This is a genomic window from Mycobacterium sp. KBS0706, assembly GCF_005938675.2.
Taxonomy (GTDB): Bacteria; Pseudomonadota; Alphaproteobacteria; order DSM-16000; family Inquilinaceae; genus Inquilinus.
In genome coordinates, this window is the sequence record NZ_VCCH02000016.1 from 1 (window position 1) to 14,862 (window position 14,862).

General features: G+C 69.7%; 14 protein-coding genes. 3 read left to right on the plus strand and 11 right to left on the minus strand.

Going from position 1 to position 14,862, the window contains the following annotated elements:
- Window positions 1–77 precede the first annotated feature (77 nt).
- From larA to FFK22_RS11000, 6 genes are all read right to left on the minus strand, one after another.
- Window positions 78–1,367: a nickel-dependent lactate racemase gene (gene larA, locus FFK22_RS10975; RefSeq protein WP_138888570.1), complete on the minus strand. Its 1,290-nt coding sequence runs from the start codon at window positions 1,365–1,367 to the stop codon at window positions 78–80.
- Between the two features lie 20 nt (window positions 1,368–1,387).
- The gene (locus FFK22_RS10980) at window positions 1,388–2,119 is read right to left on the minus strand and encodes an ABC transporter ATP-binding protein (protein ID WP_138888569.1); all 732 of its coding nucleotides are present in this window, start codon (window positions 2,117–2,119) and stop codon (window positions 1,388–1,390) included.
- On the minus strand, window positions 2,116–2,838 hold the full coding sequence (locus tag FFK22_RS10985) for an ABC transporter ATP-binding protein (protein ID WP_138888568.1): 723 nt from the start codon (window positions 2,836–2,838) through the stop codon (window positions 2,116–2,118). The genes FFK22_RS10980 and FFK22_RS10985 overlap by 4 nt, the downstream gene beginning before the upstream one ends.
- A 2-nt stretch (window positions 2,839–2,840) precedes the next feature.
- A complete protein-coding gene (locus FFK22_RS10990; protein WP_138888567.1) occupies window positions 2,841–3,854 on the minus strand; it encodes a branched-chain amino acid ABC transporter permease in 1,014 nt (337 codons plus the stop codon).
- Window positions 3,851–4,720, minus strand: a complete 870-nt coding sequence (locus FFK22_RS10995) for a branched-chain amino acid ABC transporter permease (protein ID WP_138888566.1) — start codon at window positions 4,718–4,720, stop codon at window positions 3,851–3,853. Before FFK22_RS10995 ends, FFK22_RS10990 begins: the two co-directional genes overlap by 4 nt.
- Before the next feature lie 105 nt (window positions 4,721–4,825).
- Window positions 4,826–6,037 (minus strand): ABC transporter substrate-binding protein, encoded by a 1,212-nt coding sequence (locus FFK22_RS11000; RefSeq protein ID WP_138888565.1) that lies wholly within the window; start codon window positions 6,035–6,037, stop codon window positions 4,826–4,828.
- A 257-nt stretch (window positions 6,038–6,294) separates the two neighbouring features.
- On the opposite strand from FFK22_RS11000, the gene FFK22_RS11005 reads away from it, so the two are divergent.
- Window positions 6,295–7,281 carry an aldo/keto reductase gene (locus FFK22_RS11005; protein WP_138888564.1) on the plus strand — a complete coding sequence of 329 codons (987 nt, stop codon included), beginning with the start codon at window positions 6,295–6,297 and terminating at the stop codon, window positions 7,279–7,281.
- A 13-nt stretch (window positions 7,282–7,294) separates the two neighbouring features.
- On the plus strand, window positions 7,295–8,161 hold the full coding sequence (locus tag FFK22_RS11010) for an amidohydrolase (protein ID WP_221938520.1): 867 nt from the start codon (window positions 7,295–7,297) through the stop codon (window positions 8,159–8,161).
- A gap of 160 nt (window positions 8,162–8,321) precedes the next feature.
- On the opposite strand, the gene FFK22_RS11015 is transcribed toward FFK22_RS11010, so the two are convergent.
- Genes FFK22_RS11015 through FFK22_RS11035 form a run of 5 tightly spaced genes read right to left on the minus strand, consistent with a single transcriptional unit; the run spans window position 8,322 to window position 13,717 of the window.
- On the minus strand, window positions 8,322–9,113 hold the full coding sequence (locus tag FFK22_RS11015) for an SDR family NAD(P)-dependent oxidoreductase (RefSeq protein ID WP_138888563.1): 792 nt from the start codon (window positions 9,111–9,113) through the stop codon (window positions 8,322–8,324).
- Between the two features lie 19 nt (window positions 9,114–9,132).
- Window positions 9,133–10,083, minus strand: a complete 951-nt coding sequence (locus FFK22_RS11020; RefSeq protein WP_138888562.1) for an ABC transporter permease — start codon at window positions 10,081–10,083, stop codon at window positions 9,133–9,135.
- Window positions 10,080–11,582 carry a sugar ABC transporter ATP-binding protein gene (locus FFK22_RS11025; RefSeq protein WP_138888561.1) on the minus strand — a complete coding sequence of 501 codons (1,503 nt, stop codon included), beginning with the start codon at window positions 11,580–11,582 and terminating at the stop codon, window positions 10,080–10,082. The genes FFK22_RS11020 and FFK22_RS11025 overlap by 4 nt, the downstream gene beginning before the upstream one ends.
- A 4-nt stretch (window positions 11,583–11,586) precedes the next feature.
- Complete coding sequence (locus FFK22_RS11030) at window positions 11,587–12,603, minus strand: ABC transporter permease (RefSeq protein WP_221938521.1); 1,017 nt, start codon at window positions 12,601–12,603, stop codon at window positions 11,587–11,589.
- A gap of 19 nt (window positions 12,604–12,622) precedes the next feature.
- Window positions 12,623–13,717, minus strand: coding sequence for a sugar ABC transporter substrate-binding protein (locus tag FFK22_RS11035; RefSeq protein ID WP_138888559.1), 1,095 nt, complete (start codon window positions 13,715–13,717; stop codon window positions 12,623–12,625).
- Between the two features lie 113 nt (window positions 13,718–13,830).
- Between FFK22_RS11035 and FFK22_RS11040 the strand changes: the two genes are divergently transcribed.
- On the plus strand, window positions 13,831–14,847 hold the full coding sequence (locus tag FFK22_RS11040; protein ID WP_138888558.1) for a LacI family DNA-binding transcriptional regulator: 1,017 nt from the start codon (window positions 13,831–13,833) through the stop codon (window positions 14,845–14,847).
- Window positions 14,848–14,862 lie beyond the last annotated feature (15 nt).

The following is a 14,862-nucleotide window of genomic DNA, read 5'->3' on the forward strand; positions in this document are numbered from 1 at the left end:
CTTGCGGGAGGGGGGACTCCGTTGTATGGGTGGAGGGAGCGATCCCGAAACCCGCACCGCTGGAAGAGGACAGGCCCTCACCCCGCAGCATGGTACGGGATGACGTATGGCCCTTCCGGGATGATCGCCACGGCCGGGTCGTTCGAGCGCGCCACGCTGGCGGCGATGGCGGCGTCGAGGTCGTCGACCAGCCCCGTGCCGGTGATCCCCCGCTCGGCCGCGCCGAGGCCGGTGGTGTAGAGCTCGACCCGGCCGAGGCGCAGCGACTTCAGCTGCATCTCGGTCTGCCATTCGTCGATCTCGGCCAGCGACTTCGCCGTCAGCGTCGCCAGGAACCGCTCCGGCCCCAGCTCGACCAGCCGGGTCTGGGCGTCGCGGAACTCCGGCGAGCCGAAGCCCTCCGAGCATTCCGAGGCGATGATCAGGGTGCCGCCCGGCGCCAGGATGTCGAGCGGCGTCACCATGCCCTTGATCGTCTGGTAATAGGTCTTGTCCAGCGGGTAGCCGGCCGAGGAGGTCACCACCGTGCTGAACTTGCGCGGCAGGGGCACCCGGGTGGAGCTGCTGACGAAATCGACCGCCGCGGCGTGGCTGGCGATGATCTCGCCGAAGGTGACGCAGACCAGGTCGCGATCCTCGTCCAGCACCGTGTTCAGGCCGTAGACCTCGCCCAGCATGCCGACGATCTGCAGCTGCTCCTCATGCAGCGGGTTGCCGACCAGGTTGCACTGGACCGCCAGCGGATCCTCCATGAAGCGCGCCGAATGGAAGGTGCGGATGGTCTCGTGATGGGCGACGCCGGGGGCGATCACCTTGCGGCCGCCGGACCAGCCGGCCATGAAATGCGGCTCGACCAGCCCGGTGGCGATGCGCAGGTCGGCCTCGACGAACTGCCGGTCGATCTTCACCGGCGTGCCGCGCGTCGCGGTGCGGCCGAAATCGACATGGGCGGCCTCGTCGCGGGCGTCGTGGTTGTCGACCCGGACATGCTCCAGCACCCAGGGGTCGCCGACCAGCTCGGCCAGCTCCTCGCCCAGATTGGGCCGGTGCAGGCCGGTGGCGACCAGGATGCTGATGCGGTCGAGCGGGATGCCGGACGCCACCATGGTCTCGACCATCGGCCGCAGGAACAGCCGGTTCGGCACCGGCCGGGTGATGTCGCAGATCAGGATGCAGGCGCTGCGCCGGCCGCGCGCCAGCTCGGCCAGCGACGGCGCGCCGATCGGCTGGGCCAGGACCTGGCGGATGGCAGCCGCGGGGTCGGCGATCTTCGGCAAGGGCTGCTTGCGCACCACCGTCGCCTGCGCCCCCGCCGGCAGGCGGATCGGCAGATGGCCGCGGCCATAGGAGAGGGTCAGTGTGGTCACGGCGCTGCTCCGCTTCGGCTTCAGGCGGAGGCCGCTGGCGCTCCGCCGAGATAGAGGTCCCGCATCAGATCCGCGTTCCTCAGCTCGGCGATCGGTCCCGAGGCGACGACGCGGCCCTGTTGCATCAGATATCCATGCGTGGCGACGCCCAAGGCAAGCCCCGCATTCTGCTCGACCAGCAGGATCGAGGCCCCGAACCGCTCGCCGATCGCCAGGATGATGGCCTTGATCTCCTTCACCATCAATGGCGACAGGCCCAGCGACGGCTCGTCCAGCAGCAGCACGCGCGGCCGCGCCATCAGGCCGCGGGCGATCGCCAGCATCTGCTGCTGCCCGCCGCTGAGCGACCCACCCTTGTCCCGCCGCTTGGCGGCGAGGATCGGGAAGAATTCCTCCATCAGCTTCACATCGGCGTCGACAGCGGCCTGGTCGCGCCGGGCATAGGCGCCGAGGCGGAGATTCTCCTCCACGCTCATGTCGGCGAAGATCCGCCGCCCCTCCGGCACCAGCACCACGCCGCGCTTGGCCATGGCGTCCGGCGGCTGGCCGGTGACGTCGCGGCCGTCGAAGACGACGCTGCCGCCGCGCGGCTTGACCAGCCCGGCGATCATGCGCAGCAGCGTGGTCTTGCCGGCGCCGTTGGGGCCGAGGATGGTGGCGATCTCACCCGCACCGAGCGCCAGCGAGACGTTGCGGTTGACCGTGGTCGGGCCGTAGCCGGTGGTGACGCCGGAAACCTGCAGCAAGGTCACAGCGCCCCTCCCAGATACACATCGAGCACCTTCGGGTCGGCCAGCACCTCGGCGGTCGGCCCGTCGGCGATCTTGCTGCCGAAATCCAGCACCACCAGGCGGCGGCAGAGGCGCTGCATCAGGCTCATGTCGTGGTCGATGACGCAGACGCTGATGCCGTGGCCGGGCAGCTGCCGCACCAGGTCGACCAGGGCCGTCGTCTCCTTGTCGTTCAGCCCGGCCGCCGGCTCGTCCAGCAGCAGCAGCGCCGGCCGCGTCGCCAGCGCCAAAGCGATGCCGAGCAGGCGCAGGCTGCCGAAGGGCAGCACGCCGGCTGTCTCGTGCCGCAGCGCCTGCAGGCCGACGAAGCCGATCAGGTCGTCCGGCGTCGGCCACGGGAACGGCCCCTCCCCCGCCGACCGGCAATGCTCGGTGGCGATCTGGACGTTCTCGAACACGCTGAGGCCGGGGAAGGCCATGGCCTGCTGGAACGTGTGGGCGATGCCGGCATGCGACACGGCATGGGCCGGCACGCCGGTCATGTCGCGGCCGCGCCAGGTCACGGTGCCGGCGGTCGGCTTGTGCACGCCGGTGATGACGTTGAACAGCGTGGTCTTGCCCGACCCGTTCGGGCCGACGATGCCGAGGATCTCGCCCTCGACGATGGTCAGGTCGACCCCGGCCAGGGCGGCGACGCCGCCGAATTGCTTGCGCAGGCCGCGGATCTCGAGCGCGCCCATGCTCAGCCCTCCCGCCCGGCGCGGGCCGGGCTGCTGGCCGTGGTCCGCTCCGCCGGGTCGCGCTGCGGCACCAGCCGGCGCCACAGGTCGAGCAGCCCGCCGATCACGCCGTTCGGCAGCAGCAGGATCACCGCGATCAGGCAGATGCCGTAGAGGATGCGCGACTGCACCGGGTCGAGCGCGAACAGCTCCGGCAGGAACGCCACCAGGATGCCGCCGGCCAGGGGCCCCAGCAGCAGCCGGGCGCCGCCGATCATCACCATGAGCGCCAGGTAGATGCTGGGGAAGGAGGCGAACTGGCTGGGCGAGATATGGCGCAGGAAATAGGCCAGCAGCACGCCGGAGATGCCGGCGAAGACGCCGCTGACGACGAAGGCGCCGATCTTGTGCCGCCCGACATTGATGCCGAGCGAGGCGGCCAGCTTCTCGTTCTCGCGGATCGCCCGCAGCGTGCGGCCATAGCGGGAATGGACGATCGCCCAGCTGGCCACCGCCGCCAGCGCCACGAAGCCGAGCGTCAGCAGGTAGAATTGCGGCAGCGGGTCGAGGCCCAGGCCGAACAGCGCCACCGGCTGCCCCAGGTCGAGTCCGGTGGCCCAGCCGGTGAAGTCGCCGCCATTGGTCAGCACGATGGTCAGCAGCTGGCCGAAGGCGAAGGTCAGGATCACGAAATGATGGCCGCTGACCCTGAGCGACGGGAAGCCGACCACCGCCGCCAGCAGCGCCGTGGTCGCCGCGGCGCAGGGCAGCGCCGCCCAGAAATCGAGGCCGAGGTCGCGGGCCAGGATGGCGGCGGTGTAGGCGCCGACGCCGACCAGCGCCGCATGGCCCATCGACAGGATGCCGGTCTGGCCGAACAGCACGGAGAGGCCGTACAGCGCCACGATGTTGATGCCGGCGGTGATGGCCAGCGACAGCAGCCGGTTGCTGGGGCCGAGCGCCGGCACCAGCGCCAGCAGCGCGAACAGGACCAGCACCAGCGCCAGTCCCCTGAGGGGCGATCGAGAATCCGTCATGTCACTCGGGGGCCGGAGGTGCCGCCGAACAGGCCGTGCGGCCTGACCAGGAGCACGATGATCATCAGGGCGAAGGAATAGGCGTCGGTCCATTCCGACAGGCCGTAGCCGGCGCTGAAGCCCTCGACCAGACCGAGGATCAGCCCGGCGACGACGGCGCCGGTGAGGTTGCCCAGGCCGCCGATCAGCGCCACGGCGAAGCCCTTCATCACGATGGTGCCGCCGGTGAAGGGGGTGATCGGGAACAGCGCGATCAAGAGGGCGCCGCCGAGGCCGGCCAGGGCGCTGCCGAAGACGAAGACGCCGGTGATGTAGCGCCGCACCGGAATGCCCATCAACGCCGCGGTGTCGCGGTCCTCGACGCTGGCGCGCAGGGCCCGGCCGTAGCGGCTGCGGGTGATCATGAAGAAGGTCAGCGCCACCACCGCGGCGGTCACCGCGATCACCATCACCCGCACCGCGGCGATGCGCACGCCGCCGACGTCCCAGATCGCGTTCAAGGGCCGCGGAATGCTCTTCTGGTTGGCGTTCCAGAACAGGATGACGACGTGCTGCAGCAGCACGATCAGGCCCAGCGACACGATGAAGCCGTTGGTCGGCCGGTCGAGGGTGAAGCGGAACAGCCCGCGCTCCAGCACCAGCCCGAGAAGCGCGACGGTGACAATGCCGGCGACCAGCGCCAGCGGGAAGCCCCAGCCGGCGCCGACCGCCAGCCAGGTGACGATGCTGCCGACCATCAGGAACTCGCCATGGGCGAAGTTGATGATGCCGGTCAGGCCGAAGATCAGCGTGACGCCGACCGCGATCAGCGTGATCACGCTGGCGATCGACAGCCCGTTCAGGATCTGCTGCAGGAGGATGTCCAAGGCGGGTCCCGGTGCGAGAGGGTCGGCCTGCCGGAAGGCGTCGGGTGGGGAGGACCCCTCCGGCAGGCCGATGCCGGCGACGCTGGGAGACGCCGCCGGAACGGGTCACATCGGCGCGTCGGCCGGCGGCTGCTGCATGGCGCAGGAGATCTTGCCCTCGGTGTCGGCGACGCAGACCTCGGTGGCGTGCGTCACCTGGTGATGGGCGTTAAAGCTGAGGTCATCCGAGACCACGCCCTGGTGGTGCAGCACCAGGAGAGCGTCGACCACCTTGTCGGGATCGAAGCTGCCGGCCTTGGTCCAGGCCTCCGCCAGCATGTGGACGTAGTCGTAGTAGAGCAGCGAGACCGAGGAGGTGACGCCCTTCGGCGCGCCGGCCGCGAAATACGCGTCGAAATAGGCCTTGGCCTTGGCGTTGGAGGATTCGCCCCAGCACACCGGCACGCAGCTCATCGCCACCGGCACGTCGGCCGACAGCCCCCGCTCCTTCCAGATGCCGGGGTCGACGCCGAACAGGAAGTAGCTCGGCGCCACCGCCAGCTCCAGCGCCTGCGGCAGCGCCGTCAGCGTCGAGTCGCCGTTGTACCAGAAGTGCACCACATCCGGATTCAGGCTCTTGGCCCGGGTCAGGATCGGCGAGAAGTCGGTGGTGTCGGGCGGGTAGAAGATGATGTCCGGCACCTCCTGCCCTTCCGCCTTCAGCGCCTTGATGTAGTAGGAGGACAGGAACTGCCCGGTGGCGTCGTTGCCGGCGATGATCACCGACTTCTTGATCGGGTGGTCGACCAACGGTTGCAGCAGGCTCAGCACGCCGCGGGCGGTGCTGCCGCTGCGCTGGAACTCGCGCGGCTCGGACTGGAACAGGTAGTGGGCGTCGCCGCCCGGGGCGACCGCCGCGTCGGTCAGGATCGTGTCGAGCGTGCTGTTGCCGGCGAAGTGCAGGATCTTGGCCGGCTGGGTGATCTTGGCCATGGCCAGGGTGAAGTCGTGCGATTCCGACCCGAAGATCGCCTTCACCCCGACGTCGCGCACAAGCTCCTGCGTCGCCGCCACCGCGGTGCCGATGTCGGTGCGGTCGTCGCGGCGCACCAAGTCGATCTTGTACGTCTTGTCGCCGACCTTCACCCCGCCAGCGTCGTTGATCTCCTTCACCGCCAGGCTGACGCTGGCCGGCAGGGTGTGGCCGGCCGAGACGAAGGAGCCGGATTCCGCCGCCACCACCCCGATTTTGACCGTGTCCTCGGCCGCCATGGCGGGCCCGGCCAGCGCACAGGCGGCCAAAGCGAGAAGCAGATGTCCTCTGGAGAATGTCGTCATCGAGCGGAGCCTCCCTGAAGCGGTCTGTTGATTACATGGTTATCATACAACCATACGACCTGATTTGTCCGATCTGTCAAGAGCTGCATCGGAGAGCAGGGAACGATCTATGCAGGTCCGCCGGTGACAGGGCGGAGCGCGTTCAGCCTGCGCCGGCCGATCCGGAGAAGTCCCTTGCCAGAACATGGACGGTTGTATGATAACCCTGCGACCTGATGGAATCAAGGCAACGGACCCGGGCAGAGAGGAAGGCGAGGATGCGCAGCAGGGACTTCGGACGGACCGGCCGCAAGGTCAGCGAGATCGGCTTCGGCGCCTGGGCCATCGGCGCCAGCTGGGGCCATGTCGACGAATCCGACGCGCTGGCGGCGCTGCACCAGACGCTGGATGCCGGGGTCACCTTCCTCGACACCGCCGATGTCTATGGCGACGGCCGGTCGGAGCAGCTGATCGCCCGGGTGCTGAAGGAGCGCGGCGGCGACCGCCCCTTCGTCGCCACCAAGACCGGGCGCCGCCTGCCGAAGCAGGAGGTGGCGGGCTACAGCCTGGAGACGATGTCCGGCTTCATCGACCGCAGCCTGCAGAACCTGCAGGTCGACACGCTGGACCTGGTGCAGCTGCACTGCCCGCCGACCGACCTGTACTACCACCCCGAGGTGTTCGGCTTCCTCGACCGGCTGGTCGAGCGGGGCAAGATCCGCCACTACGGCGTCAGCGTCGAGCGGGTCGAGGAGGCGCTGAAGGCGATCGAGTATCCGGGCGTTCAGAGCATCCAGATCATCTTCAACATCTTCCGCCAGCGCCCGGCGGAGCGGCTGTTCGCCCTGGCGCAGGAGAAGCAGGTCGCGATCATCGCCCGGGTGCCGCTGGCCAGCGGCCTGCTATCCGGCAAGTTCCGCTCCGACACCAGGTTCGAATCCACCGATCACCGCCAGTTCAACCGCAACGGCGAGGCCTTCGACGTCGGCGAGACCTTCTCCGGCGTGCCCTATGAGACGGGGCTGGCGGCGGTGGAGCGGGTGCGACCGCTGGTCGGCGGCGACACCACCATGGCCAGGTTCGCGCTGCGCTGGATCCTGATGTTCGACGCCGTCACGGTCGCCATCCCCGGCGCCCGCAACGGGGCCCAGGCCAAGTCGAACGCCGAGGCCGCCGCCCTGCCCGCTTTGCCGGCAGCGACGATGGCCGAGCTGCGCGCGATCTACGACCAGGACATCAAGCCCTTCGTGCATCAGCGCTGGTGAGGGGAGCCCGGCCATGGCCAGCCCGATCGTCATCGACTCGCACCAGCATTTCTGGGACCCGGACAAGGGCGACTATGGCTGGCTGAGCGGCCCGTTCGCCCCGATCCGCCGGGTGTTCACGCCGACCGACCTGCGGCCGGCGCTGCAGGCCAACGGCGTCTCCGGCACCGTGCTGGTGCAGACCTGGAACGACCTGGGCGAGACCTGGGACTTCATCCGCACCGCGGCGGCGACGGATGTCGTCGCCGGGGTGGTCGGCTGGGTCGACCTGACCGATCCGGAGGTCGGGCAGGTGCTGGCCGAGCTGAAGGCGGCGCCGGAGGGGCGCTGGCTGGTCGGCATCCGCCACCTGATCCATGAGGAGGCGGACCCGAACTGGCTGCTGCGCGACGATGTGCGCCGCGGCCTGCGCGCGGTGGCCGATGCCGGGCTGGTCTACGACCTGGTGCCGAAGCTGCCGCACCTGCCGGCGGTGCTGCGCACGGTGGCGGATTTCCCCGACCTGCGCTTCGTGCTCGACCACATCGCCAAGCCGGACATCAAGGGCGGCGGCTTCGAGCCCTGGGCGGCGCCGATGCGCGGCTTCGCCATCCATCGCGACCACGTCTGGTGCAAGCTGTCGGGCATGGTCACCGAGGCCGACTGGGAGCATTGGTCGCCGGACGACCTGAAGCCGTATGTCGCCGAGGCGTTGCGGATCTTCGGCGTCGACCGCTGCCTATTCGGCACCGACTGGCCGGTCTGCCTGGTCGCCGGCAGCTACGACCGGGTGGTCCGGGCGCTGCGGTTGTGCCTGGAGCACCTGAGCGATGCCGAGCGCGAGCAGATCTTCGGCCGCTCGGCGATCGAGGCCTACCGGCTGCCGAGCCTGTACGACTGAGAGATCGTTTGGAAATGCTACTGGTGCGGCCGTCTGACGGCGGTTTCTGCGCTTCCGGTGCTCACGGACTTAAACGTCCGCTGCGCGCCGGTTCTCGAAACCACCGCCAGCCGACTCACACCAGCGCATTTCGAAACGGTCTCTGCGCCCCCTCCAACCGCTACAGCGTCTTCAGCATCCCGCCATCGACGAAATAGGTCGACCCGACGCTGTAGCTGGCCTTGTCGGAGCACAGGAAGACGAAGAAATGCGCCAGCTCCTGCGGCGTGCCGAAGCGCTTGATCGCCGCGTGCTCATCGGCCACGCCCTGCAGGTAGCCTTCCCAGTCGCCGCCGCTGTCCGCGGTCAGCTGCCTGGCGGTCTTGATCCAGTCCGGCGTCAGGATCAGGCCGGGATTGATGCAGTTCACGCGGATGTTGTCCTTCACCACCTCGGTGGCGAGGGTCTTGGAGAACATCATCAGCGCCGATTTGGTGACGTTGTAGATCGGCTCGTACCACAAGGGCTGCACCGCGCAGATCGAGGCGTTGTGCAGGATCACCCCGCCGCCGCGCCGCTTCATGCCGGGCACCAGGCCGCGGGCCAGCCGCACCGCCGCCATCACATGGAGGTCCCAATAGGCCTGCCACTTCTCGTCCGGCGCCTCAAGGATCGTCTCGTTCGACCCTGTGCCGGCATTGTTGATCAGGATATCGGCGCCGCCGAACTCTTTCTCCGCCGCGGCGACGAGCGCATCCGTGCCGGCGCCGGTGGCGACGTCGCAGGCCACCGCCAGGGTGCGCACGCCGTGCCGGTCCGCCAGCGCCTTGGCCTCGGCCTCCAGCCTTTCGGCCTGGCGGGCCGCCAGCACGATATGGGCGCCCTCGGCCGCCAGCCCGTCAACGACGGCGAGGCCGATGCCGACGCTGGCGCCGGTGATGACGGCGACCTTGCCGCCCAATCCGAGATCCATGCCGGTTCCCCCTGCCCTTCTACTTCGCGATCAGGATCTTGCCGCGGTCCAGTGTGATGGCCACGGCAAGGATGAGGACGGCGCCGAACACCATCTGCTGGGCGAAGATGTTGACGCCGAGGAAGGTCATGCCGATGCGGACGACCGAGACGGTCAGCGCGCCCACCAGGGTGCGGCCGATGCCGCCGATGCCGCCGGTGATGGCGGTGCCGCCGACCAGCACGGCCGAGATCGCCGGCAGCAGCAGCTGGTTGGCGACAGTGGGCGACCCGCTGGCCAGCCGCGCCGACAGCAGGATGCCGGCCAGGGCGGCGAAGGCGCCGGACAGGACGAAGGCCAGGATCTTGTGCCGGTTGACCCGGATGCCGGCCGCCCAGGCCGCCGGCTCCCCCGCCCCGATCGCCAGGCTGTAGCGGCCGAAGCGGCTGTAGCGCTGCAGGTAGACGCCGATCGCCAGGGCCACCATGCCGATGCCGATGATGTTCGGGACCCCGGCGGTGCTGTCGGTGATCCAGTCCAGCATGTCGCGCGTGTCGGCCGCGATGGCGATGTTGCGGGCGTCGGAGATGTAGAGCGCGACGCCGCCGACCACGCCGCCGGTGGCCAGGGTAGCGATGAAGGACGGCACCCGCAGCCGGACATGGACGAAGCCGCTGACCAGCCCGGCGACGGCCCCGGCCGCGAGGGCCACGGCGAAGGCGCCGACGCCGATCCGCGGCAGCAGCAGGGCGACGATGACGGTGGAGAGCGAGCACACCGACGGGATCGACAGGTCGATGCTGCCGAGCAGGATGACGAAGGTGACCCCCGCCGCCAGGGTGAACAGGGTGGTGGTGTCGGCCAGGATGACCAGCAGCGTGTCGGGCGAGCCGAAGCCCGGCGCGGCGATGGCGGTCGCCACCACCAGCCCCAGCAGGAACAGCGCCGGCGCCGCGCCGCGCAGGGCAGCGGGATCGAGCAGGCGGGTCATACCATGTGTCCGATCAGGTCGACCTGGGACGGCTTGCAGCCGGGTTCGGCGGTCAGCCGGGCGGTGATGGCGCCGTCGCGCATCGCCAGCACGGTGTGGCTGAGGCCGATCGTCTCCTCCAGCGTGTCGGCGATCAGGATCACCGAGACGCCCTCGGCACAGAGCGACCGGATCAGACGGAACACCTCCTCCTTGGCGCCGACATCGATGCCGCGGGTCGGGTGGTCGAGGATCAGGATCCGCGACTGCGCCGTCAGCCACTTGGCCAGCACCACCTTCTGCTGGTTGCCGCCCGACAGCGACAGGCAAGGCGCGTCCGGTCCGGCGGCGCGGATCGCCAGACGCTGGGTCCAGTCCTGCGCCAGGGCCCGCTCGCGGGCGCGACTCAGTCCCACCGGGCCTTCCGCCACCTCCAGCCGCGCCAGGGTCATGTTCGAGGCCACCGACAGCATCATCACCAGCCCCTCGACCCGGCGCTCGCTGGGGATGAAGCCGATGCCGTGCCCGACCGCGTCGGCCGGGGAGCCGAAGCGCACCGCCTTGCCGCCGACCTCCAGCGTCCCGGCCGTGGGCTGGACAAAGCCGAAGAAGCTGCGCACCAGCTCCTCCCGCCCCGAGCCGATGACGCCGGCGATGCCCAGCACCTCGCCGCGGCGCAGGGTCAGGTCGATGTCGCGGTACTTGCCCTCGCAGCACAGGCCCCTGGCCTGCAGCACGATCTCGTCCTGCGGCGGGCGCTGCTCCGACTCCCGGTAGTATTCGGCATGGACCTCGCGCCCGACCATGATCCGGTGCAGGGTCGGCACATCGGCCTCCGCCGCCGGCATCTCGGCGACCACGCCGCCATCCTTCATGACGTAGATGCGGTCGCTGATCGCCAGCACCTCGTCCAGCCGGTGCGAGACGAAGACGAAGCTGGCCCGGCTCTTCAGCGCCCGGACGCGGGAGAACAGCAGGTCGATCTCCGCCTGCTCCAGCACCGAGGTCGGCTCGTCCAGCAGGATCACCAGGTCGCCCTCGACCCGGTCCTCCAGCGCCAGCGCCTTGGCCAGCTCGACCATCTGGCGGGCGGCGAAGCTGAGATCCTGCGCCCGCGTCGACGGGTCGATGTCGAGCCCGACCTTCTCCATCTGCCGGCGCGCCGCGGCGTTCAGCCGGCGCCAGTCGATCAGGCCGAGGCGGATGAAGTCCTGCTCCTGCCCCAGGAAGATGTTCTCGGCCACCGAGAGGTTCAGCAGCAGCGACTGCTCCTGGAACACCATGGCGATGCCGCGGGCATTGGCCTGGCGCGGATCGGCCAGGTGCAGCGCCTGGCCGTCGCGGCGCAGTTCGCCGCCCGACGGCTGCTGCACCCCGGCCAGGATCCGCATCAGCGTCGATTTGCCGGCGCCGTTCTCGCCGACCAGACCGACCACCTCGCGCGGCCGGATCTCGACATCGACGCCCTTCAGCGCCTGGACACTGCCGAAGGATTTCTGGAGGGCGATGGCCTGCAGCATGGCGTCACTTCACGATGCGGAGCTGCGACCGGTCGAGCGACAGCGCGACCGCGACGATGATCATCAGGCCCTGGGCGGCCTGCTGCAGATAGGGCGGGATGCCCAGCAGCACCATGCCGTTGGCCAGGACGGCGACGATCAGCACGCCGATCAGCGCGTTCAGCACGCCGCCCTGCCCGCCCATCAGCGAGGTGCCCCCGACCACCACGGCGGTGACCGTGGTGAACAGCCGGCCGGTGCCGATCTCGGCATTCGCCAGGCCCAGCTGCGCCGCCGCCAGCACGCTGGCCAGGCCGTAGAAGGTGCCGGCCAGGGCGAAGGCGATGACCTTGGTGCGCCGGATCGGCACGCCCGACAGCGCCGCCAGGTCCTCGCCGCCACCGATGGCGTAGACGTGGCGGCCGAAGCGGGTCTGGGTCTGGATCACCCAGGCAACGGCCAGCGCCGCCAGCGCGATCCAGACCGACAGCGGCATCCCGGCCAGCCGGGTCAGGGCCAGGGCTCGGATGTCGGGGTCGAGGATCCGGACCGAGCCGCCGCCGAGCAGGATCGTGGCGGTGCCGAGGCCGATGAACCAGCTTCCGATCGTGGCCATGAAGGACGGGATCCTGAGGCCGACATGCAGCGCACCGTTGAACAGCCCCATGGCGGTGCCGGCGGCGATGGCGACCGGCACGGCGGCCAAGCCGATGTCGAAGCCGCCGCCCGAGTCATTCGCCACCAGCAGGGTCAGCACGATCGCCGCCACCGCCATCATGCCCTCGATCGACAGGTCGATGCTGCCGAGCAGGATGATGAAGGTGGCGCCGAGCGTCAGCACCAGCGGGATCGAGGCGGCGGTGGCCACCCGGACGAAGTTGCCGGTGCTGAGGAAGTTCGGGTTGGCCAGGCCAAGCAGCAGGCACAGCGCGACCAGCACGATCAGCGGCGCCGCCAGGCGCAGGCGCCGCTCCAGCTTCGCCCGGCCGACGGCGCCGCGCGGCCGGGCCGCGGCCGCCGCCGGTGCGGTGTGGGACTGCACGGACACGGCGCGCCGGCCGTCAGCCCGGGCGGACCTGGCCGGTGACCCGGCCCCACAGGTCGCCATAGTCGATCTTCGGCTCGGATTCGATGTTCGACTTGTAGAAGGCCTCGACATTCTCCTTCGTCACCACGATGCCCTGGCCGTAGAACTCGCGATGCTCCTTCGGCTCCTTGGCCGGGTCGAACTTGCCGAGCGAGGCGGCATAGGGGATGGCCAGGCCCATGCTGCCCTGCCAGTAGGGGTCGGAGGACACGGTGGCGGCGAACTCGCCGGACTTCACGCCCTCGACCGCCGCCTTGATGCCGTCGATGCCGGTGACTGGCACCTTGCCGGCCAGACCCTCGGCCCGCAGCGCCTCGAGCGCACCGACGCCCATATCGTCATTGGCGGCCCAGATGCCCTTGATCTCGTCGCCGAAGCGGGTCAGCCAGGCGGCGACCACGTCATAGGCCTTGGTCGACTGCCAGTCGGCAACCTGGAAGTCGAGCAGCTTCACGTCGGGATGGGCCGCCACCACCTTGTCCAGCCCGGCCTTGCGGGCGATCGCCACGGTGTTGGAGATGATGCCGCCTAGCGCGACGATGCCGCCCTTGCCGCCGATCGACTTGACCAGCGCCTCGCCGGTCTCGGCGCCGTAGCGCTCGCCGTCGAAGGTGACGAAGGCGGTATAGTACGGGTTGTGGTCCCAGGGGTGCAGGTCGGCCGGCTTGTTCCACTGCGACATGACATAGACCTTGGCGGCGGCGCAGGCCTCGACGATCGGCGTTGCGTCGGCCGAATCATTCGGGTCCAGGTTCAGCACCATGTTGCCGCCGGTCTTGGCCAGGATGGCGCGGATGTCGGCCAGGCCCTTCTCGCTGTCGCCCTCGGTCACCAGCGTGACCAGCTCGAGCCCGACCGACTTGGCGTAGGTCTCGGCGCCCTGCTTCCAGGCGGCGTGATAGGGGTTGGAGAGGGACCGGATCGAGGTCACCAGCGTCGGCTTGTCGGCGGCGAAGCCGCGGCGCACGAAGCCGGCTGGCGCGGCCAGGCCGACGCCGAGCGCGGCAGCCCCCTTCAGCGCGCCGCGCCGGGTCAGGGACATGGAAAACGGAATGCGTCCATCCTTCATGATCGTCTCTCCCTGAAATATTTTTGCGTTGACTAGCTATGCACTAGATGTGACTAGCTATGCATCGACCGCTTCCGCCGTCAATCGGAAAACGTCGTATCTATGGAGCCGCGATGACGCGATCGAAGAAATACGCCTCCTCCACCGACGTGGCCCGGCTGGCGGGGGTGTCGCAATCGGCGGTGTCGCGCACCTACAAGCCGGGCGCCAGCGTGTCGGAGGAGACTCGGGCCAAGGTGCTGGCGGCGGCGCAGGAACTGGACTACCGGCCGAGCCTGATCCCGCAGATCATGCTGACCCAGCGCTCCCACCTGGTCGCGATCGTCATCGGCGGCATGTACAACCCGTTCTACGCGACGGTGCTGGAGCAATTCACCAGCCGGCTGCAGGCCGGCGGCTGGCAGGTGCTGCTGCTGCATGTCGACAGCGGCCATTCCTTCGACGCGGCGCTCCCCCGCCTGGCCAGCTATCGGGTCGATGCGATCGTCAGCGCGCTGGCGGTGCTGGCGCCGGACACGGCGGAGGCGCTGGCCCGGTTCCGGATCCCGGTGATCTCCTTCAACACCCCGGCGCAGAACGACTTCCTGTCCTCGGTGTGCTGCGACAACCGCGGCGCGGCGCGGGCGGCGGCGGATCTGTTCGTCGCCCGCGGCGCCCGGCGCTTCGGCTACATCGCCGGCCCGGCCGACAGCCCGGCCAACCAGGACCGGCTGGGCGGCTTCCGCGACCGGCTGCGCGAGCTGGGCCTGCCCGAGCCGGTCGTGATCGGCGGCCATTTCCGCTACGAGGGCGGCTACGCCTCGGCGCTGCAGATGTGCGCCGGGCCGGACCGGCCGGACGCGATCTTCTGCGCCAACGACCTGGTGGCGATCGGCGCCATCGACGCGCTGCGGCGGGAGCTGCGGCTGAAGGTGCCGGAGGATGTCATGATCGCCGGCTTCGACGACATCCCGGCGGCAGGCTATGCCGGCTACGACCTGACCACCTTCGTCCATGACGGCGCGCGCATGGTCGACGAGTCGCTGAAGATCCTGCGCGCCGCCACCGCCGCCCCACCCGAGGCACATGAGCACCGGATCGTGGTGCCGGCGATGCTGATCGAGCGCGGCACCACGGCGCGGCGCGCCTGAACGGACAGGAGAGGA